Source organism: Limnoglobus roseus (assembly GCF_008254045.1).
Lineage (GTDB): Bacteria > Planctomycetota > Planctomycetia > Gemmatales > Gemmataceae > Limnoglobus > Limnoglobus roseus.
In genome coordinates this window covers 6,739,531-6,757,514 of record NZ_CP042425.1, presented here as the reverse complement: position 1 = coordinate 6,757,514, position 17,984 = coordinate 6,739,531, and the positions used below count along the sequence as shown (strand labels likewise).

The 17,984-nt window shown below is 68.0% G+C and carries 25 protein-coding genes; 11 read left to right on the top strand and 14 right to left on the bottom strand.

The annotated features are described in order from the left end of the window. Positions 1-404: 404 nt before the first annotated feature. From PX52LOC_RS28775 to PX52LOC_RS28755, 5 genes are all read right to left on the bottom strand, one after another. A complete protein-coding gene (locus PX52LOC_RS28775; protein ID WP_178132580.1) occupies positions 405-824 on the bottom strand; it encodes a hypothetical protein in 420 nt (139 codons plus the stop codon). A 118-nt stretch (positions 825-942) separates the two neighbouring features. After that, positions 943-1,263 carry a hypothetical protein gene (locus PX52LOC_RS28770; protein WP_149113317.1) on the bottom strand — a complete coding sequence of 107 codons (321 nt, stop codon included), beginning with the start codon at positions 1,261-1,263 and terminating at the stop codon, positions 943-945. 172 nt (positions 1,264-1,435) lie between these two features. Beyond that, complete coding sequence (locus tag PX52LOC_RS28765; RefSeq protein ID WP_149113316.1) at positions 1,436-2,017, bottom strand: hypothetical protein; 582 nt, start codon at positions 2,015-2,017, stop codon at positions 1,436-1,438. Further along, complete coding sequence (locus PX52LOC_RS28760) at positions 2,014-2,676, bottom strand: hypothetical protein (protein ID WP_149113315.1); 663 nt, start codon at positions 2,674-2,676, stop codon at positions 2,014-2,016. The genes PX52LOC_RS28765 and PX52LOC_RS28760 overlap by 4 nt, the downstream gene beginning before the upstream one ends. 16 nt (positions 2,677-2,692) lie before the next feature. Then, positions 2,693-3,052 (bottom strand): hypothetical protein, encoded by a 360-nt coding sequence (locus PX52LOC_RS28755; protein WP_149113314.1) that lies wholly within the window; start codon positions 3,050-3,052, stop codon positions 2,693-2,695. Between the two features lie 229 nt (positions 3,053-3,281). On the opposite strand from PX52LOC_RS28755, the gene PX52LOC_RS28750 reads away from it, so the two are divergent. Then, on the top strand, positions 3,282-3,509 hold the full coding sequence (locus PX52LOC_RS28750; RefSeq protein ID WP_168219261.1) for a histidine kinase dimerization/phospho-acceptor domain-containing protein: 228 nt from the start codon (positions 3,282-3,284) through the stop codon (positions 3,507-3,509). 126 nt (positions 3,510-3,635) lie between these two features. Here PX52LOC_RS28750 and PX52LOC_RS28745 read toward each other — a convergent pair whose 3' ends face one another. Next, positions 3,636-4,121 (bottom strand): hypothetical protein, encoded by a 486-nt coding sequence (locus tag PX52LOC_RS28745; protein ID WP_149113312.1) that lies wholly within the window; start codon positions 4,119-4,121, stop codon positions 3,636-3,638. Between the two features lie 150 nt (positions 4,122-4,271). Here PX52LOC_RS28745 and PX52LOC_RS42915 point away from each other — a divergent pair, with 150 nt between their 5' ends. From PX52LOC_RS42915 to PX52LOC_RS28730, 3 genes are all read left to right on the top strand, one after another. Further along, complete coding sequence (locus PX52LOC_RS42915; RefSeq protein ID WP_246173491.1) at positions 4,272-4,895, top strand: hypothetical protein; 624 nt, start codon at positions 4,272-4,274, stop codon at positions 4,893-4,895. 90 nt (positions 4,896-4,985) lie between these two features. Then, complete coding sequence (locus PX52LOC_RS28735) at positions 4,986-5,423, top strand: response regulator (RefSeq protein ID WP_149113311.1); 438 nt, start codon at positions 4,986-4,988, stop codon at positions 5,421-5,423. A gap of 926 nt (positions 5,424-6,349) precedes the next feature. Continuing rightward, on the top strand, positions 6,350-6,733 hold the full coding sequence (locus PX52LOC_RS28730; RefSeq protein WP_149115654.1) for a rhodanese-like domain-containing protein: 384 nt from the start codon (positions 6,350-6,352) through the stop codon (positions 6,731-6,733). 210 nt (positions 6,734-6,943) lie between these two features. Here PX52LOC_RS28730 and PX52LOC_RS28725 read toward each other — a convergent pair whose 3' ends face one another. The 7 genes from PX52LOC_RS28725 to PX52LOC_RS44145 form a co-directional block, all read right to left on the bottom strand. Further along, the gene (locus PX52LOC_RS28725; RefSeq protein ID WP_168219260.1) at positions 6,944-7,621 is read right to left on the bottom strand and encodes a TIGR02996 domain-containing protein; all 678 of its coding nucleotides are present in this window, start codon (positions 7,619-7,621) and stop codon (positions 6,944-6,946) included. 90 nt (positions 7,622-7,711) lie between these two features. Then, the gene (locus PX52LOC_RS28720; protein WP_149113309.1) at positions 7,712-9,463 is read right to left on the bottom strand and encodes an SGNH/GDSL hydrolase family protein; all 1,752 of its coding nucleotides are present in this window, start codon (positions 9,461-9,463) and stop codon (positions 7,712-7,714) included. 343 nt (positions 9,464-9,806) lie between these two features. After that, positions 9,807-9,959 carry a hypothetical protein gene (locus tag PX52LOC_RS41080; RefSeq protein ID WP_168219259.1) on the bottom strand — a complete coding sequence of 51 codons (153 nt, stop codon included), beginning with the start codon at positions 9,957-9,959 and terminating at the stop codon, positions 9,807-9,809. Positions 9,960-10,007: 48 nt separating this feature from the next. After that, a complete protein-coding gene (locus tag PX52LOC_RS28715) occupies positions 10,008-10,331 on the bottom strand; it encodes a hypothetical protein (protein WP_149113308.1) in 324 nt (107 codons plus the stop codon). An 88-nt stretch (positions 10,332-10,419) separates the two neighbouring features. Continuing rightward, positions 10,420-11,757 carry a GIY-YIG nuclease family protein gene (locus PX52LOC_RS28710; protein WP_149113307.1) on the bottom strand — a complete coding sequence of 446 codons (1,338 nt, stop codon included), beginning with the start codon at positions 11,755-11,757 and terminating at the stop codon, positions 10,420-10,422. Beyond that, entirely contained in the window at positions 11,754-12,416 is a 663-nt protein-coding gene (locus PX52LOC_RS28705; RefSeq protein WP_149113306.1) for a hypothetical protein, read from the bottom strand. Before PX52LOC_RS28705 ends, PX52LOC_RS28710 begins: the two co-directional genes overlap by 4 nt. Positions 12,417-12,559: 143 nt before the next feature. Next, positions 12,560-12,877, bottom strand: coding sequence for a helix-turn-helix domain-containing protein (locus tag PX52LOC_RS44145; RefSeq protein ID WP_149113305.1), 318 nt, complete (start codon positions 12,875-12,877; stop codon positions 12,560-12,562). 151 nt (positions 12,878-13,028) lie between these two features. Here PX52LOC_RS44145 and PX52LOC_RS28695 point away from each other — a divergent pair, with 151 nt between their 5' ends. From PX52LOC_RS28695 to PX52LOC_RS28665, 7 genes are all read left to right on the top strand, one after another. Continuing rightward, the gene (locus tag PX52LOC_RS28695) at positions 13,029-13,355 is read left to right on the top strand and encodes a hypothetical protein (RefSeq protein ID WP_149113304.1); all 327 of its coding nucleotides are present in this window, start codon (positions 13,029-13,031) and stop codon (positions 13,353-13,355) included. A gap of 45 nt (positions 13,356-13,400) precedes the next feature. Then, the gene (locus tag PX52LOC_RS28690) at positions 13,401-13,802 is read left to right on the top strand and encodes an Rrf2 family transcriptional regulator (RefSeq protein WP_149113303.1); all 402 of its coding nucleotides are present in this window, start codon (positions 13,401-13,403) and stop codon (positions 13,800-13,802) included. Between the two features lie 38 nt (positions 13,803-13,840). Beyond that, the gene (locus PX52LOC_RS28685) at positions 13,841-14,611 is read left to right on the top strand and encodes a hypothetical protein (protein ID WP_149113302.1); all 771 of its coding nucleotides are present in this window, start codon (positions 13,841-13,843) and stop codon (positions 14,609-14,611) included. Positions 14,612-14,732: 121 nt separating this feature from the next. Further along, a complete protein-coding gene (locus tag PX52LOC_RS28680) occupies positions 14,733-15,599 on the top strand; it encodes a hypothetical protein (RefSeq protein ID WP_149113301.1) in 867 nt (288 codons plus the stop codon). Further along, the gene (locus tag PX52LOC_RS28675) at positions 15,596-15,799 is read left to right on the top strand and encodes a hypothetical protein (protein ID WP_149113300.1); all 204 of its coding nucleotides are present in this window, start codon (positions 15,596-15,598) and stop codon (positions 15,797-15,799) included. Before PX52LOC_RS28680 ends, PX52LOC_RS28675 begins: the two co-directional genes overlap by 4 nt. A gap of 66 nt (positions 15,800-15,865) precedes the next feature. Further along, positions 15,866-16,378, top strand: a complete 513-nt coding sequence (locus PX52LOC_RS28670) for a hypothetical protein (protein ID WP_149113299.1) — start codon at positions 15,866-15,868, stop codon at positions 16,376-16,378. Between the two features lie 49 nt (positions 16,379-16,427). Continuing rightward, positions 16,428-16,838 (top strand): hypothetical protein, encoded by a 411-nt coding sequence (locus tag PX52LOC_RS28665; protein WP_149113298.1) that lies wholly within the window; start codon positions 16,428-16,430, stop codon positions 16,836-16,838. A gap of 59 nt (positions 16,839-16,897) precedes the next feature. Here PX52LOC_RS28665 and PX52LOC_RS28660 read toward each other — a convergent pair whose 3' ends face one another. After that, positions 16,898-17,449: a hypothetical protein gene (locus PX52LOC_RS28660; RefSeq protein WP_149113297.1), complete on the bottom strand. Its 552-nt coding sequence runs from the start codon at positions 17,447-17,449 to the stop codon at positions 16,898-16,900. Between the last annotated feature and the right edge of the window lie 535 nt (positions 17,450-17,984).

Here is a 17,984-nt window from a genome sequence, read left to right as displayed (position 1 = left end):
ACGTGGCGCCGGCCGGGTCGCCTTGGCAGGGCGATAGACAACGTGAACGGGCCAGGCGGGTCTTCTCCCGAGGGCGCGCGGGCTGCGACTTGGGGGCTGGCCCGCGCCAGTGGCCAACCCTCACTCACGTCACAACCCGCGATGCGCATGAAAATGCCGGGCGGGTGGGCACCGCCCGGCAACCAGTTCTACGTGTGGAACCCGTCCGTCCGCCAGTAGCCTGGCTGTCCCGCCCTCTCCCCCTCAGAAGTGGCCGAGACATTCCGCCGCGACGAATCACGGTGGCCGGGAATGCTAGGACGCGAATGAGTCCGATGCAAGTGAGGTGGCTCTGGCCACGGGACTGACCGAGCCAGGAGTCAAAGTGATTCCGGGTCCGGTCCATCGCTTGGTTCACCGCGCCTTTACTCCAGCTCCAGTTCGCCGAGGATGTCCCCGAGATCGGCGAACGCTTCGATCTGGTCCAGCACGCTACCGTCGCACACACCGTCCCGGATGCCCCCGATGTGGGGATCGTGGTCGTGGCTCAGCGCCCATTCAACGCGGTGGTCACGGCTGAGCCGGCAGAGCACGTCGAGCATGTCACGGGCGGTGCCGTCCGGCATCCCCGAGCGGGCCGCGTCCGCCGCGTCGTCCGGGTGTGGCTGGAAGTTCGGCTTGCTGCCGCCGAACAGGTGGCCGTCCTCGTCCCCAGGGAAGAAGTGGACCGGCTCGCAACCGAGCCATGTCCGCCCCTCGCCGGCGACACGAGCGGCCTGCCGGATGGCGTCACCCTCGACCGAGGAAACTGGCCGAGTCGAGCGGTAGTAGACTGCGAACCCCATCCGCACGCCCTCTCCTGCCGAGTGGCCAAGTTCACCGGCCCGGCCCGCATCAGTAACCTACCTAACTCCTAGGACCAACTCAGCGGGCCGGGTTCGGCGTGCCGTTGCGACCGGGCAGCTAGCCCGCGAACTCTGCGTGGTCAAGGGCCATCCGCTGCGCCTCGAACGCCTCGACGTTGGCGAACATCTCGGCGGCTGGCCACGGCGGGCGTTCGGGCGGCGACTGCGTCCAAGTTAAGTGGACCACCGCCACCCGCCCGGAGCCGTCGAGCAACCGAAACAGCACATCGTCGCAGCCGCCGTGCTTGCCGAGGGCCGCGACCGGAATGCCGTGCAGCGGATGGCCGGCAGCGACTTCGCGGGCCAGCACCCGCTCGAACGTCGCGGCAAAGTCGGGGCCGAGGTCGGCAACATCCCACCACGGGTCGAGCCACTGCACCGCCGCAAGTCCTCCGCCGCCGCCGAACAGTGTATTCGTGTGCGCCGGCGCATGATAACCCCGGCACGATATTGGACCCTATCCGCGGCCGCGGGTCAAGGCGCTGGAACAATCGGCAACCCACCCCGGGCAAAATGCTTCATCCCCGGGACCCGATGTCACCTGTGACTCCTTACTTCCCCCACGCCGGCACGTTCTTCTCTGAACGCTTCGCCCGCACCGCACACCACGTCCGCCCGATCCTCGCCGCGAGTTCCTTGTCCGGCATCGTCCCGAGCAGGGCGAGTTCCTCGATCGTCCACCCGCCGTCCGCCCACCGCCCCGGCGGTCGCAAGCCGATCCGCTTCGCCGTCGCGCTCTTGGCGTCCCGTTCCTCGTCCGTCCACTCCTTCGCCTTCATCGCATCCGCCCCGACCTGTGACCCCGCTAAATGGGCCAGCCGGGAACCCTCGGTGCCGTAGTGCTCGACGCCGAACACCCGCCGCCACTGCCATACGGTCGTCGGGTGCACGCCGAACCAGTACCCGACCGCCGCCGCCGACTCCGTCATCACCGCCGCCTTCAAGGTGTCGTTCACCAGCAGACCCCACCCGCCGCCCTTGCCGCCGACGCGACTGCACCGCGGCCACGGGATCGGGCCATCGTGCCAGGACGTGATTTTGCAGTCCCCGTCCCGGTAGAGGCAGAACACGATGTCGCCCAAGCGGACACGGGGCGGGAGGTACGTGCCGATCAGCGGAGGAGGTGAGGTCACGGGGTACGCTCGCGACGTTGGACGTGCACGACGTGCTGCCCAAGGGCCACGAGGAAGTCGCGGAGAACCTTCCTCAGTGAATCGCTGAACACGTCGCGCCCCCTCGGCGTCCAACAGAACGTCAACTCTTCCGCCGGCCGGCGACACCACCAGAAGTGCACGCCCCCGGCCTCTTGCCGGGCTTGTTCGATCCCCCACGTCTCCGCCGCCCGGCCGAAGTCGATGACGACCCGCTCCAGCGGGTGGGCGGCGAACAGGGTGGCGACGGCCCGGGCGTGCGCGTCGGCGACCGCAGCGACGGTCGTTTCGCTCCACGGGGCGGTGGACATCCGCGCCGTGGGGTCGGTGAGTTGTACGGCCGACACGAACCCGCGGGTGATAGCGACCGCGACGCCGTCGTTGACGCGCCACCATTCGCCGGCGCGGTGCCCGCCCGTCAGCAAGGGAACGCCCGGCGACCAGATGCTCGGCCATCGGCGGATCAGTTCGCACGGCCGTTCCTCGTCGGCCCACGCGAGTTGGAGGAGGATCAGTTCGCCGTGGGCCACCGTCGTCTCGTCGCCGGACTCTAGGCAGGCGTCGGCGAACACGCCCCGGACCACGTCGTCGGCGGGGTGCAGGAGGACGGCTTCGCGGAGGGTGGTGAGGGTGGGGGTCATGACTGTCGTTCGGCCGTCACGCCTGCGGACCGGGGCCACGGAGCGACGCGACGAGCCGATCGAACTCGCCCACGTCCGCCGCCGGCAGTCCTTGCGGCCCGAACCACCGGGCGACCATTTCCTTGACCACGTCCGCCCCGGGCGGCGAACAGGCCTGCCCGTCCAAGGCGGCCAACTCGGTCCGTAACCGGTTCGCGGCCCGGACCTCGTCCGCCGACACCCGATCGACGTCCGCGGCGATCGCCGTCGCGGCCTCGGTCAGGCCCGTCACGCACGCGGCGGCCGTACTCGATCGCCCGTCCGCGGCGGCTTGGGTCAATCGCTCGGCGAGGCGGCGGCCCATCAAGTACACGGCGGCGACGGAAGGAACAGACATGCCACGAATCCAAAGCGAATTGAATGCCCAAAATAATGATTCACTCATACCACAATCACTGGGACATGCGACACAAATCTTCACGGAATCGATCCCCACAAACTGAATCGATTCTTCTTCCTCCCGGCGGGCGCGTCTGGTTACGATGTACGTCCGGTCTCAAATATCACCGCCGGGCCGAACCCTTCACCTTCCGGCCCCGACGATTTCACCCCGGACGGGGATCGGCATGACACCGCCAGCGGACGCCACCGACCCGAATTCTCTGGCCGCCCTCGGGCACGACTTGAACAACCTGTTGACGGTCATCGGCGGGTACGCCACGCTGTTGTTGGAGACGGCCCCGCCGGGCGAGGCGACGGATTTCGCGGCCGAGATCGAGAAGGCGAGCAAGGACGCGACGAAGGTCGTGCGGGAGCTGTTGGCCAAGGTCCAGCCACGCCGGGGCGAATCGTGACCGCGCGGCGGGGAGGCGTGATAGGCACCCGGTGGGGGAGTCGACGATCCGCGGTGGTGCGGGGGATGGATCATGGCGGCCTTCGTCGGGCCGGCGGTGGTCGGAACAGTTGGGCCGAGCAACGGGTCAGGACGCCGCCGGGACTGGTGACGCCTGCTTCGGCGTGCCTTGCCCCCGCCGAAGCACCCGGACGATCGTGACACCCGGACGCAACTTGGCGACCAACACCTTCTTGCCGGGCTGCCCGTCGGCCTTGAGCGCCCACCCGTGCAGCCAGGCGAACGGCTCGATGTGAAACGGGGCGAAGTTCATGTGCGACGGGGCCATCTCGACCGGCGTCTCGCCCGCGTTGTCGACCCGGACGACGTCGTTCCAGGTGAACCCGAAGAGGGCGACGTATTGGTCCCAGGTGTCGCGACGCTGGGGCCGAATCTCTTCGCCCAGCACCTGCTCCACCCGTGCCAGGACGTCGCGACCGATCTTGTGCCCGAACTCGCTGTCGGCCAGCTTGTCAAAGAACTCGGCCAGGCGGGGGACGAGGTCGGCGTAGCGGCACTCGGCCCGCTCCAACTCGTTCGACCGCTGGTGGAGTTCTCTCGCTCGCTGGTCCACCGCCAAGCCCTCCGCCGCCGGACAGAGTCTTCGTCTGCACCGCCGTGCGACAACACCGGCACGACATTAGACCCGGCCGGTGAGCACAGATCAAGGCCTTGGGAACGAACCGACGCCCGGTATCATGGCCGGGACCACCGAGGGCGGGCGATGACGGAAGCGGAGTGGCGAAGAACGACCGACCCGGGGGCGATGCTGGACTTCCTCCACGGTAGGAGTTCCGGCCGCAAGTTGCGGCTGTTCGCCTGCGCCTGCTGCCGGCCACTCTTCACGAAGAAGGACCTGTACCACGGCGCACTGGACGTGGCCGAGGAGGTCGCCGAGGGGAAGGCGCCCCGCCGGCGGGTGCGGGAACTGGAGCTGTACGCCACCATGGCGATGGAGGACGGAGGGCCGCTCACCTGGTCTGTTTCCTTCGCCCTAGCCCCCGACCTTCCGAAGAACGGGTTGAACCGGGAGTTCACGGACGCGGCGGCCGGGCTGCGCAAGGGCGTGTCGGAAGAAGAAGACGCGGCCCGGTTCGTCGGCCTCCTGCGGTGTGTCTTCGGCAACCCCTTCCGCCCCGTCACCTTCTCTCCGTCGTGGCTCACGCCCACGGCCGTCAGCCTCGCGGAAGCCATCTACACCGACCGCGCGTTCGACCGCCTGCCGATCCTCGCGGATGCGCTACAGGATGCCGGGTGTGAGAACGCGGCGATTCTGGGCCACTGCCGGGGCGATGGGGTTCACGTGCGCGGGTGCTGGGTCGTCGACGGCGTGCTCGGGAAGGGGTGACGCGGAACAGGAATTGCTGTCCTCCCGTTCCGTACAATCACCCCCAGTCGCCCCGGGCAGCATCCTCCCGCTCTCCCGCGACCCTCTCCCATGATGAACGCCATTGACACCACGCTCTCCGTCCTCGTCGCCGACGACCACGCCGACGCGGCCGACTCCCTCGCCCAGATCATCGCCCTCCGCGGCCACCGCCCCCGGGTCGCCCGGAACGGCCGGGACGCCCTCCGCCTCGCCGCCGAGGCCCCGCCGGATCTGGCCATCCTCGACTTGATGATGCCCGACGTGGACGGGTGGGCCGTCGCCCGGCGGTTGAACGCCACCGCCCGGCCGCCGGTGATCGCCGCCGTCACGGGGCGGGACGGGCGGACGAGCCGGAACCTGTCGAGCGGGGCCGGCATCCGGTTTCACCTCGTCAAGCCCGTGGACCCGGCCGTCATCCTGGACGTGCTCGACTGGGCGGTTCGGATGAAGCAGTCGGCCGCGGTCGGGCGGACGGATTGCGCCGGCCGTTGCACAGAAACCTGCTGACCGCCTTCCCACTCAGCAACGTGACACCCGGGTTGGTGCTTGCAGACGCGGGGCATTGCTGCCAAATCGCGGAACGCAACGAAACGCCGGCTTTGCTGTCATAACATGGAACGAAACGCCCTGTAACGTAACGAAAGCCCATGCTAGCATACTACCAGCGTCTGCGTTGGAGTGCCAAGCAAAGGGGGGGGGCGAGTTATGTTTAGGGGACAGACGGTAGCGGATTCCCTTTACGTTCTCGACTTCGTCCAGCAACCGAACGGGCGACGCTATTTATCACTGCGGTTAAGTAACAGCCCGCCGGTCGAGCAGACCGCATTTTCTAGTGCGGCGTACAGGGGAAGCGACCTGTCGCAGTGGCGTTCTACCGATCGACTCTGCGAAGAAGTGCGGATAGCTGACGGGCGGCGTTTTGAAATGGACGCGCACGGCCTCTGGTTGTTGCCAGAAGAGGTCGAGTTTTTGATGGGCGAAAGGGCTGTTGGTTCACCGTGGGTCAACGGCATCCCGCCGTTGTTCGCACCGAAATGATCTCTACACCGTCCGTCGCATCGGCAGCACGTCGGCCGTCGGTTCGTCTTTCCAGAACGTCGCTTCGATGTCGAGTTCGATCTGCGACAGGATGACCCGGCAGAGGTTGACCGGTTGCTCGGCCAGCAGAGAGTGAGAGTTCGCCGCCAGTGACGCCGGGCCGCCCGAATTGTTCGCGGAGAGTGGCAGATCAGCATCGGGTGGAAGGTGGTGAAGTGATGCCGGGGTCGGCCAACGTGAGCGAGTGGCGAACGTCGACCATTTTCCGGATCCCGACGACGTTGCCCCGGGTGTTCGCGGCCGGCGACCCGCTGGAGCAATCTCATCGGGTTCGCATACGATGACGGGGTGTCGTCGCCCGTGAGCCGTGAGTGTGGAGGCCACCCGTGAGTCGAATGTTGTGCCTGACCGTCACGTGGGCCTTGGTCGTCACCGTGCCGGCCTTCCCCGCGGATCACACGAAGGACAAGCCGGCCGACGTGAAGAAGGCCGTCGAAACGGACAAGGCCGTTCTGATCGACGTCCGCGAGGAAGTCGAGTGGAACGATGGCCATCTGAAGGGCGCGAAGCACCTGCCGCTGTCGGACCTCAAGAAGGGCGTGCCGGCCGAGAAGCTCAAGGAACTGCTGCCCAAGGACAAGGTCGTCTACGTGCACTGCGGGTCTGGCGTGCGGTGCCTGAAGGCGGCCGACCTGCTCAAGGCCGCCGGGTACGAGACCCAACCGCTGAAGCCAGGTTACGAAGAGTTGGTGAAGGCCGGCTTCGAGAAGGCGAAATAGTAGCCCGATCACGGGCGAGGTCACTTCGGCCCGGAAGTGTCACTTTGTCCCGCTCGGCCAGGCGAATCCCCTTCCGCCCGCGACCGCCACGAACCCGGCTCCTGGTAAGCCGACCGCGATGAACGCCGCTGAGCGATCGTCGTGGTCGCGCAACCGCGGGTCCTCTTGCTCGGCGAGCATCCCGCCGTGGAGGCCGCACGCGCCTGCCCCTCACCCCTCGACCGCATCCCGGGCCTCGCCGAGGAGGGCGGCTGACAGCGCGTCGACGGCCCATTCGGGCTTAGCGAAGGCGGCCTTGCCGTCCGGGAGATGATCGTACACCGAGTCCGGCAGGACGGCGAGGGGCGGGGTGAGCCCGCCGATTCGCCTCTGATACCACGCGAACCGGCGGTTGGTGATCGCGGTGGCGACGTCCGGGAACCGGTCGTGGGGTCGGCGATCCGTCGCCTCCGCCCGCCGGACGGGCTGCGCGGCGAGCATGGCCGGCAGGTGCCCGCGGGCGACTTCAAGCGGCCCGCGGACCCGCGCGATGAACCCCCGCCGCCACTCGACCGTCAGGCCGAGTTCCGGGCAACTGGTCAGCCACAGCCATTCGCCCGGCATCTGTTCACACCGGCGGCCGCCGAGCAACATACTCAGGTGGTACGGAGCGTGTGTCTCCAGCCAAGCCAGAGCTACGGCCACGTCCTTCGACGGCCGGCCGACGTCCATCCGCTCGACCTGCACGTCGGCGTCGAACTCGTGGGGGGCGGCGCACATGACGCGGACGGCGAAGGCCCACTCGGGGTCGCCGTGTTCTTCCAGCCAGTCGGCGAAGACGAGCCGGGGGAGGTCGTCCTCCTCCGGCGCCGCGGTGATCGCCGCGAGCAGGGCCGCCCGATCCGTCACGACTTTCCTCCTCTTCGCTGAGAGCCTGCGTGCCCACCCCGCCTCCACCCGACCCAGGGCCTGGCCCTTCCAGAACCAGGGGAGTCGGCCTCACTCGCCGCCCACGTACACGCCGCCTCGGAAGGCCCCGAACGGCGTGACGTCGTCCCCTCCGATCCGCACCGCGGACCCTTCGCGGGACGATTGCCCGGTCGCAATTCGGCCGCCGGCAACCGCCACCCGCACTCCGGCCCGTGAGGCCGGGTCGAACGCAAAGAAGTCCCCGAGCCACACACCCGCGGCCGGATCGAACGTCCGCACGACGGGCCCGCCGCCCGGCCCGCCGCCCACCACCCAGTCGGCGACGCCGTCCCCGGTTACGTCCCCGGCCGCCACGCTCAGGCCGCCCCGGAGTGACGGGTCGAAGGCGAACTGGCCGGCCACCCGCTCGCCGGTGCGCGGGTCGAAGGCGGCTAACAGCGGTGCCCCGCCCACGCCGGGTCCGGTCAGGATGCGCGGCCCGCCCGACCCGGTTGCGATCGCCACGTTCACGCCGTCCCGGAACGTCGGCTCGTAGGCGAAGAAGTCCGCCACGACGGCATTGTCCCGGCCGTCGAACACCCGCACCCGCGGTCCTCCGCCGGTCCCGCTGCCCACCGCCACGTCGGCCACGCCGTCGCCGGTCACGTCCCCGACGGCCGGCATCACGCCGCCCCGGAACGAATCCTCGTAGGCGAACCACGACCGGACCAACCGCCCGTCCGCCCCGGAAAAAACGTTCACCACCGGCCCGCCGCCGGCCCCCGGCCCGGTGACGATGTCCGGGACGCTGTCGCCGGTCACGTCCCCCACGGCCGTCGCCACCCCGCCGCGGAAGCCGACTTCGTAGGGCACGATCCGCGACAGGAGCTGTTGCGTGTCGGCGTCGTACACCGCGACCTCCGGCCCGCGGCCCGGCCCCGACCCGACCGCGAGCACGTGCTCGCCGGCGTGCAGGGGCACCCAGGGCGTCGCGACCGGCGTCACCTCGCCGTCGGGCGCGGCCCCGCCGAAGACGATGCCCCGGACCTTCTGCAACACTTCCAGGGTCGTCCGGTTGCGGAGGTTGGCCCCGTAGGCGAGGTCGGACCCGCCGAGTTGCCCGCTGCCGTTGGGGGAGATGCTCAGGTGAATCTCGTCCCCGCGGAGGCCGTCGTTCGGCAAGGCGGTCGTTTGCCGGTGGAAGTTCCACACCGGCACGTCCGCCTCGGTCGTCACGTCTTGAACGGCCTGGTTGAACGCCGGGACGCGGGCTTCCCACTCGGCGTGCTGGAGCAGGTCGGGGACGGTGCTGACGACGGGGATCACGCCGGCGTTGACGCAGATGCCAATGACGCGGCGGAGGTTGTCCTCGAACACGGGGATGCTGTTGATGTTCCCGATGTCGTTGGTCCCGATCATGATGATGGCGACGGCCGGGCGGACGGTGGCGATCTCGGTCGCGACGTTCTGGCGGAGGTTGTCGCTGCTGTACCCGACCAGGGACGCGACGCTCGTCCGGGCGAACGAATCGGTCCGCCCGTCGGCCGGCGTGGCGTGGTACGCGGCCCACGTCGCCACGAGGTCCGGCCGGTCGGCGAGGCCGTTGGCCGCGGGGTCGTAGCCGGCCGCCCCGAGGGCGGTGACGAACTCCGGGTAGAAGGTGTTGCTGTCCCCGACCTTGGCGAACACCGTCTCGCGGTTGCCGAGCTGTCGGCCGATGGCCGCGATCTGTTGGAGGTGGAGTTGCATCACGCCGTCGATGGCCGGGAGGACCGGTGCGTCGTCAACGCCGGACGGGACGGTGCGATCTTCGAGTAGCGCGACCGAGAGGCGGGTGGGCATGACGGGTCTCACGGGGGTGGTCGTCGGAAATGCTATTAGAGCTAAGGGCGGAGGGGCGTGAGGCCGAGAATCCCCACGGCGAGGTCGGCGGTTGGATCCCGTGAGCCGTTTCAACCGCTACCCGACTCATTCCCGGCGCTGGACTTCGTGTGTCGATCACGCCGATTTGCCGGTAGCCCGGCCCCTCAACCCTTCTTCCCCTTCGCCGGGGACGCAAGCGTGTACGGTTCTCGGGGCGAGGTCAGTGCTTCGGCTCCGTCTCGCAGGCTCGGGATTCATCGACGTGGACGTGCTTGTGCTGGACGCCAAACCACATCCCGAGCCACCGATCCGCCGCGCCCTGTCAGAAGGCCGCGTACAGTGCGAACAGGCAGGCGATCACGGCCAGCAGGGCAACCTCGGCCCGTCCCATCCGGCCGACGTCACCGGCGACGAAGACGAGCGCGAAGAGAGCCGCAACGACCCCGGCCAACGTGCGAAAGACTTTCGTGCGCATCGGTCGGCCGTCCGATCAGTCGCGGGACACAAGTTCACGCTCTTGCGTTCAACGCTGAGAGATCCCGTCCTCGTCGATCGCCTCGACTGCGTCAGCGAGATGCGGGAGCCGCTTGGCGATTTCGAACGCCGTCCACGCCCCCAAGCCCGCCCCGAGCAGGGCCGCGACGTACACGAGGAGTTCGTATTCGTGCAGCATTTCCTCGCCGCCCCGGACGAACAGGAGGGCCGCGAGTACGAACGCGGTGAGTAACTCGCCCCCGAACCAGAAGGCGATGGTCATGAACTGGTAGCCGACGGCCCGGCGACCCTTCTCGCGGGCGATTTGGCCGATGCGCTTGCACAGGCGATACAGGAGCAGAAGTTCGATCACTGGGTTCTTTTCCTTCGGGAAACGAATGTGGGCGAGTAAGGTCGCCGATTCCTTGTCCTCACGATGTCGGACGGCAAACTACATGGTGTCATTCTTCCTCGAACGCGGTGGCCGGCATTCGCCTTCGCTCTCGTTCGTGGACCCGTTCAATCACCTCTTGGTCTTCAGGGCGAATCGACAGACTCTCCCGGTACTGGGTGGCGTCCGGGGTGACCGTGTACACGACCTCGCCGTGAAGTTCCTGCACCGCTTTCACGACGTCGTCGAGCGACAGGCGGAAGAACTCCTTCCGGGGGTTGACCTTGTTGACCTGAGACCGCCGAAAGCGCTGGTGGAGTTTGTGTTCTAAATCCGGGGCGTTATCGGTGCGGATCATCATGTGCACGTCGAACGGGAAGGGCACAGACGCATCCCCCAACTCGATGACCCGCTCCATCGGCTCGGCCCGCCGCGTCATGCCGATCTTAAACACGCCCTCGCCGAACGATCCGATGTTCGAGATGACGTAGACGTTCCCGACCTTCGTCAGTTGGGCGAGCGAGATGGCTTTCTCGGTCCGCTCGTCGAGCTTCTGCTGAGCCTCGGCCAGTTGCTTTTGAATTCGAGCGATATCGTCCGCGTGCTGCTGCTTCATCACGTCGGATTGCTTCCCCAACGCCTCTTCCATCGCCTTCGCCAGGCGGGCTTCCACCGCTCGCTTCTCGACTTCGGCCTTTTCTCGCTCCGCCTCGGCTTGCTGTTGCTCCCGGACGCGCTGCTGGTCTTCCCGGAACCGCTGACGGGCCTGGGCTTGGGCCTCCTTCTCAAAGGCGACTCGGACCGCGTCCTCGTATTCCGCCTGAAGTCTTGCCATGTACTCGGCTTCTTGGGCCGTGGTCACGATCACGCCCATCGCCCGGCACCTTGTGATGGCGTCTTGAAGCCGCTTCTTGTTCGTGACGTAGTTCGTCTCCGTCAAAGACCGGCTGACCCAGGTCTGCGTTTCGGAAAGGTAGCGGTGCGCGACTTGATTCGCTAACGACTCGACGCGCGCCTGGGAGTCTCGGAGTTGCTGTTGTTCAAACTTCTGCCTTGCGACGGACGTTGCGGTGTTGCGGATGTCGGCCTTCAAAATCTGATTCTCGCGGACGTGCTCGTCGTAGGAGACCGAGCGGCGTTGGAAGTCGGCTTGGGCTAACTGCAAGGCGCGGGCCTGCTCGGCGAGAGAAGCCCTGTCTCGCCGGACCTCTTCCGCGAACGCCTCGCGCTCTTCCCTTAGGCGTCGCTCTTCGCCGTCCAATTGCCGCTCGTCAGCGTCCAGGTCCTCCGCCCGCCGGTCGGCCTTGCGCTCCCGCTCGTCGATTCGCTTTTGCCGGTCCATCATCGGGAAGAAAATAATCGCCATGCCGAGGGCGAAGCCGAAAAGAACGAGCAGGATCGTGCTCATGGGCGTTGCTCTTTTACGGGGCGGTCAAGAATCGCGAAGTGGGCCACTGTCTCGCACCGCGGGCACTTCCCCACTTCCAAGAACCTGAGTTTCCTGCCCTGCACCCGCCGACCGCAATTGAAGCACCGGGCCTGGACGTCCTCGTCCAGTCGGGTCCGAAACAGCCAAACGGAACGGCCTCCGGCGTGGGCCGCCTCTAACAAGCCGAGACGATCCCAGGCGTTTCGGATTTCGTTCTCGTCAGCCGCGGGGTGCCGCCGATCGGCTTCGGCATCGTACTGCCCGTTTTCTATCTCAGCCCACATTCGATTCGCCAACACCATCCTCGAACGTGTCGCGGCCAACTCCGAACGGAGGTCAACGGCCGCGTTCTTCTCGACCTTCTTTTGTCGATCGAGAAACTGGTCCACCACGTCGAGGGCGTCGTACCGGAACAACGGTGGGGCGCAGCGGAAGATGACCTCGACGGACGGGACGGGCGGATTCTCGATCTTCAGGTATCGCTTCTCGAACTGCATCGCTGCGTCGAGGTGTGGGAGGCTTTCGAGCGCGATGCCGATGGCATGGCCGTACTCGAAGGCTCGCTCAGCCGCGATGGCTCGGAGGGCGATGGCGTGACATCGTTGACGTTCGGACTCTAGTTCGGCTTTGGTTGCCATACGTGGGACGGATCATCCCACGTGAGAAGGTGGCGGTCAACAACCTTCCGGCAGAGGTTTCGATACCGAGATCGAGGAGGCGAAACTGAAGCTTCACTTCTTCGGTCGACCCCGCATGGGCTTCTCGATCGGGCCCGACAGGGTTACCCCTTCTTCCTCCTCGCCGGGGGTGCAGGCGTCTGCGGTGGGGCGTCGGCCTTCTTGGGGCGGCCTCGCTTGGGAGTCGGGAGCGGTTGTGACACCGCTTCATCACTTGGCAACTTCAGGAATTGTGCGAAATGATTGCAGTCCACCCCTAACGCAACCGCGATGGCGACGAGGGTAGAGGCACGCAAGTCAGTCTCCTTTCCCGATTCCAGAGCTGAAATCATTGGTTGGCTGATTCCACACTTTGCAGCTAGGTCTTTTTGACTAAGACCCAAGTCCTTCCGGAGTGCTGAAATAGCTTCACCAAGCGACATGGCACGCCCTGGAAATATCAGATTTCTGATTGACGTGTATCAGATTCCTGATTAGTATACCCACACAACGATCAACCGCAACCTCAGACACGGCTTTGCCGAAGGAACTCCTCCTCTCGGCCGCGTCGGAGGTACGTCCCGAGGGGCAACCATGTGCCTTCCCGTCGCCGGTTCACTCCCCGCCTCGAAGACCCACAAGGCCGGCCGCCGGTGGGCCTTACTGCCGTCCGCCGACGCGACCAGCCCCAGCCTCGGCACGCTGACGATCGTGCAGTCGAAACGCGACACGGTCAGCTACGGCGTCGCCGTGGAAGGCGGCCAAGTGCTGTTCTGCAAGCTCAGCGACGGCGAGGTGTACGGCGTGACGCTCGACCGCTCCGGCCGCCCGGTCTGCTGCACCTGCGACGGCTTCCATTTCGTCAAGCGATGCAAACACCTGGACACTGTCAAGGAACTGATCGCCGACGGCGTCCTGTAATCATCCCGCCCCGCCCTCCGAACCCACCGGCCGCCGATGTCGCCGATGACCGCTTCCGCCCCGATCGACCTCGCCGCCCTCTGGCACGCCGGCGCGACCCTCGGCGGGTTGCCGGTCGCGTCGGTCCGCGTCACGCTCGCCAGCGGGGCCGTCGTCCATGTCCGACTCGCGGCGGCTGATTTGGCCGGCCCCGTTCCGGCCGCGGGTCTGTCGCCGCCACCGACGTTTCGGCCGAACCCGTGCAGCCGGGACGTCCTCGCGATCCTGGAAGCCGCCGAGGGGCCGCTCGTCCTCCCCGACATCCGGCAGCGGCTTGAAAACCGCGAGCAACTGCACGGCGAGAGTACCGTCCGAAAAGTCCTCGCCGCGATGGTCCGCGCCGGCATCCTGACGAACCCCGGCCACCGGGCCGGCTACTCGCTCGCCCGCCCTCCCGCCGCCTCCTGACCCGCCCGCCCGACCACCCCACCCAAGGAGTTCCTCCCGTGATCCGATCCCTCGACTTCTTCCACGGGTACGCCCGAGTGACGTTCCACGACGGGAGTGCCGTCGATGTGAAGTGCAAGTGCTGGGGGCCGGCCGCGTCGGACGCCGAGGCCCGGCACGTCGCCGCCGTGGTCGCCCTCCAGGCGCGGGCCGCGCACTCGCCCGAGATGGCCCTGATCGCCCGCCTCGACAAGCTCTTGAACGAAGCATCGGAGGTGTGCTTCCGCCTGTACGAGACGATCCGCTCGGGCAACTCGGACCTGTGGGACCTCTGGCGGCTGCTCATGGTCGACCCGCCCCCGGGCGTTCCGAAGACCCCGCGGAAGATCCGCCTGCGGCCGCCGACCCGGGAGCAGCGGCGTACGGACCCCGTCGGCCAGCGGCGGTCGATCCCGCACCAGGTCGCGACGCTGCAGGGCCGGCTCAACCACCTGTGGCTGAACCTTCAGGGCGAACTCCTGGAGCGGGTGACGTTCCTGCACGTCGTGTCGGCGGCCAAGCTCTCGCACGCGCCGGAGTACCTGTCCGGCCAGCGTGTCACGGCCCGGGCCGACACGACGCTGGGCGACGTGACGGACTACTACCCGCTGGGAGCCACGCTCCCGCCCCTCCCCCCGGTGCCGACCGAGCCGACCAAGCCGACTAAGCCGACCCGCCCGAAGTCGCGGCTCCGCGTCATACCCCCGTACCGGTTCAACCTGCCGCCGGCGAGGAAGGGCCACCGCGAGTTGCTCCCGCCGGCCAACGGGAAACTCCGCCCCCGCGAGTAACCCGGCGGCCGACCCTCACCGCATCCCGACGATCCCCGACACACACCGGGCGTTCCCGGTGTCCGGGCCGGCACGCGCCCCGAGTCGTGCCACGGTTTCCCATCCCTGAGGAGGTTCCCCGATGAAGACGACGAAGACGAAGACGAGAACGCTGGTCGAGACGAACGGGTTCATCCCGCACGGCGAGCAGTGCTGCGCCGATCCCGCGTGCGGGGCCCGCACCGCCGTGACGGCGGTCAAGCGGACGTACTGCACGGGGTACGGGTCCGACTGCCCGCCCGTCGACCACCCCGATGACACCATCCCCGTCGCGTTCGCCGACGGCAGGACGGGGGACGTGCTGTCCGACCGGGTCGACCACTTCCTGGCGGCCGTGGCGAGCGAGAGCGGCGACTGGGGGCCGTACCGGGGCGTCGGCCCGCTCGGGGCGGCGGCCGTCGTGGGGGTGGAGCTGCGGGCGGCGGCGAGCGACGAGTGCCGGCGGATGGCCGAGGCCCAGCGGGCCGTCCGGGACGTGGCCGCGATCGTGGGCGAGTTCGCCGGCGAGCACCGGCGATTCTGCTCGTGCTCCCTGTGTGCCTTCTGGTCGACCGGCAGCGGGGACCGGGGCCGGGCCGCGCGGCGGGCGCTGCGGTTGGCCCGGGAGCTGGTCAAGACGTCTGCCGCGTTCCTGGAGGCCGTCCGGGAAGCCGCCCCCGACCACCGGGCGTTCAAGTACGAGCACATCATCCAGTACGCCCCGTGGACCGACCCGTTCAACCAGGGCGTGCCGACGGCCCCGGACTTGGTCGCGGCGGCCCGGGAGCGGCTGGCGGTGTCCCGGGCCGCCGTCCACACCGACCCGGGCCAGGCGGGGCGGTACGCCCGAGCCCTCGGCATCCCCTACGTCGGGCGGTTCCCGGCCGACCCGGGCGAGGCCGACGACGACGCGATGCCGGACGCGATCGCCGAGCGGTTGGCCGGCGGGGTGATCGGAGAAGGTCTGTGACGGCCGACGGCCCGCCGGACCCGGTGGCCACGCTCTTGCTCGCGAGCCTCTCGGCGAGGGCGGTGGAGTTCCTCGCGGCCGTCGCCGCGACCGCCGCCGGGGGCAACCGGCCGGGGCACGGGGTGCGGGTCGAGGTCAGTGCCCACGGCGTGACGGTGACGGTCGCCGTCGACCCGGTCGGCGGCCTGCCCTCGCGGTAAACGACGTCCTTCGGCCGGCGCGGTCGCGCCGGCCGTATCCCCCAACCCTTTCGAGGATTGCTTCCCATGTTCGAGATCACTTCCGATCGGCCGGCCGGCGGACCGACGCTCCCCACCGCAGACGTCTGCGGTGTTCCACCGGGGAATGGTATCGCCATCACCGAGACCCTTTCACCAGCCCCCACCGCAAACGTCTGCGGTGGCGTCGGTGTGGACGAGCATCGGGCCGTCGAGAGCGTGGAGTGGCGACGGCTCGTCGAGCTGCAACGGGTGGCCCGCGACGTCGAAACGCTCGCGCGGGAGTTCACGACGACCCACGTCAAACTGTGCGGGTGCGAAGTTTGCCGGTTCTGGGCGGCGAAGGGCGGGCCGACGGCAACGGCGGCGCGGAAGTTGACGCGCACCATCGCTGGCCTGGCGAAGGTCGGGGCCGCGATCCGGGCCGGCGTGAGGGCGTGCGCCCCCGCTGTTGCGGCGGAGTTCGACCGGCCGGCCGAGGTGACGAAGCGTGGGATCGAGCGGGCCCGCCGGCGGTTGGCGGCCTCGCGGGGTTGCTGCGACCCGAAGGCCGACGGGTGACGCCGGCGGTATCGCCTGAAGCACAAGGCTCGACGGGGGCGGGCACGCCGTGAGACCGCCCCCGATCGAGCTGTCGGCCGTGTCCGCCGCCGGGGCGACGTTCGCCGGCGTGCCGGTCGCGGCCGTCCGGCTCGTGCTGGCCAACGGCAACGTCCTTCGCCTCCGGCTGGCGGCGACAGCGCATCCGGGCGTTGTCACGGCGGTCACGGGGGCACCGGCGGAGGGTCGGCCAGAACCCTTTTGCGCGACGGAATGCTCGCGGGATCTGCTCGGCGTGTTGCGGGCGAGTGACGGCCCGCTCGTGCTCTCGGCGATCCTGGCCCGGCTCGAATCGCGGAACCAGTTGCACGGCGAGAGCACCGTCAAGCGAGCGCTGGCGGCGATGGTCCGGGCCGGCGTGTTGGCGAACCCGGGGCACCGAGTTGGCTACTCGATCGCCGGTGTGGGCCAGTCGGAATGATGCGCCGGTGCGATTGCCGTGCGGGTGACATGCATCAGCGTTGGCGGGCGGCCGCCCGATCACTCATCGTGGAACTCGCTCAGGTCGAACGGCTTCTGAAGGTGGTGGTGGGGTTCCAACATGCCTTCCCACCAGCAGTCGTCGCCCTCCGGCGTGCGCGGCAGAGGCTCGGTGACAAGCTGATCACGGAACTCTTCGGCCACGTCCTCGGCTCGGAACGGCTCATCGCGCTCCCCCTGGCGGCCGCCCTCGAAGTCGCTGATCGGCTTGGCGATGACAGGATCGCGGCCGGGCTCCCGTCGTGGGCTGCGGAAGGTCCCACCGCCGCGCAGGCGGGCCGCCTCCCGCTGAACATAGGTCATCACGTCGCGGTAGGCCCACCCGCGGAATGCGCCGTTCGGGTCGGCGGCCGCCTTCGGGTCGTCCGGGCGGAAGTGGGGGATCTTCTCCAACGCGCGAACGTAGCCGGCAGAGATGAGGTCGTCGAGGGCGGCCTCGCCCCAGAGTAGGTACCGGGCGGCCACACGCAGGGCGATCTTCTCGACCCACGGCCAGAGGGCGAGCAAGTCCACGGGCGGAACACCGGCACCGGCCGGCTTGGGGCGACACATGCAGGGCACCGTCGGCGGGTGGGAAGATGGGCTGATTGTAGCGGCGTGGTGGGCAGGCGTACAAGTGCGGTTGCAGGCCGAACGCCCCTGTCGGCGCAGATCTTTGACATCTTGCCCATCGCGAAGGTGGGTGCAAGCGTTTGCACCTCGTGTGCAGTTAGTGGCCCCGGATCCAGGAAGCAAAATTGTACCGATTTCCACTATTGATAAACTTGCATTCGTAGGCAGGTTCTGTTTTGATGTTTCAGGGAATTTCTCGACCGGCCGGTCGAGAAATTTGAAACGTGGTCGACCGGCTTCCCGTTGCACCAGCGGGGCCGGTCGACCCGCCCACCTCACTGGTGCAAAATCATGTCCGACATTTCACCGTTCAATCCACCGGGAACCGATGTCCAGACAGAGAGAGAGTTACACCCGGGACTTCGGCTTCGTGTCCTGCTCTGCTCTGACGGGTGTCACAGACCACACGTTGAGTGGTACGAGGGAAGCGAGTTGAGACACGCCGGAGTAGGTTACGGAGAGCTGGTGAAGGGGC

What these genes read in the sequence shown, in the direction of transcription:
- PX52LOC_RS28730 (WP_149115654.1), top strand. Translation starts at nt 6,350, where the DNA reads ATGTTGTGCCTGACCGTCACGTGGGCCTTGGTCGTCACCGTGCCGGCC.
- PX52LOC_RS41080 (WP_168219259.1), bottom strand. Translation starts at nt 9,959, where the DNA reads ATGCGCACGAAAGTCTTTCGCACGTTGGCCGGGGTCGTTGCGGCTCTC.
- PX52LOC_RS28775 (WP_178132580.1), bottom strand. Translation starts at nt 824, where the DNA reads ATGGGGTTCGCAGTCTACTACCGCTCGACTCGGCCAGTTTCCTCGGTC.
- PX52LOC_RS28680 (WP_149113301.1), top strand. Translation starts at nt 14,733, where the DNA reads ATGAAGACGACGAAGACGAAGACGAGAACGCTGGTCGAGACGAACGGG.
- PX52LOC_RS28710 (WP_149113307.1), bottom strand. Translation starts at nt 11,757, where the DNA reads ATGAGCACGATCCTGCTCGTTCTTTTCGGCTTCGCCCTCGGCATGGCG.
- PX52LOC_RS28660 (WP_149113297.1), bottom strand. Translation starts at nt 17,449, where the DNA reads ATGTGTCGCCCCAAGCCGGCCGGTGCCGGTGTTCCGCCCGTGGACTTG.
- PX52LOC_RS28755 (WP_149113314.1), bottom strand. Translation starts at nt 3,052, where the DNA reads ATGTCTGTTCCTTCCGTCGCCGCCGTGTACTTGATGGGCCGCCGCCTC.
- PX52LOC_RS28760 (WP_149113315.1), bottom strand. Translation starts at nt 2,676, where the DNA reads ATGACCCCCACCCTCACCACCCTCCGCGAAGCCGTCCTCCTGCACCCC.
- PX52LOC_RS28735 (WP_149113311.1), top strand. Translation starts at nt 4,986, where the DNA reads ATGATGAACGCCATTGACACCACGCTCTCCGTCCTCGTCGCCGACGAC.
- PX52LOC_RS28670 (WP_149113299.1), top strand. Translation starts at nt 15,866, where the DNA reads ATGTTCGAGATCACTTCCGATCGGCCGGCCGGCGGACCGACGCTCCCC.
- PX52LOC_RS42915 (WP_246173491.1), top strand. Translation starts at nt 4,272, where the DNA reads ATGACGGAAGCGGAGTGGCGAAGAACGACCGACCCGGGGGCGATGCTG.
- PX52LOC_RS28750 (WP_168219261.1), top strand. Translation starts at nt 3,282, where the DNA reads ATGACACCGCCAGCGGACGCCACCGACCCGAATTCTCTGGCCGCCCTC.
- PX52LOC_RS28720 (WP_149113309.1), bottom strand. Translation starts at nt 9,463, where the DNA reads ATGCCCACCCGCCTCTCGGTCGCGCTACTCGAAGATCGCACCGTCCCG.
- PX52LOC_RS28705 (WP_149113306.1), bottom strand. Translation starts at nt 12,416, where the DNA reads ATGGCAACCAAAGCCGAACTAGAGTCCGAACGTCAACGATGTCACGCC.
- PX52LOC_RS28690 (WP_149113303.1), top strand. Translation starts at nt 13,401, where the DNA reads ATGACCGCTTCCGCCCCGATCGACCTCGCCGCCCTCTGGCACGCCGGC.
- PX52LOC_RS44145 (WP_149113305.1), bottom strand. Translation starts at nt 12,877, where the DNA reads ATGTCGCTTGGTGAAGCTATTTCAGCACTCCGGAAGGACTTGGGTCTT.
- PX52LOC_RS28695 (WP_149113304.1), top strand. Translation starts at nt 13,029, where the DNA reads ATGTGCCTTCCCGTCGCCGGTTCACTCCCCGCCTCGAAGACCCACAAG.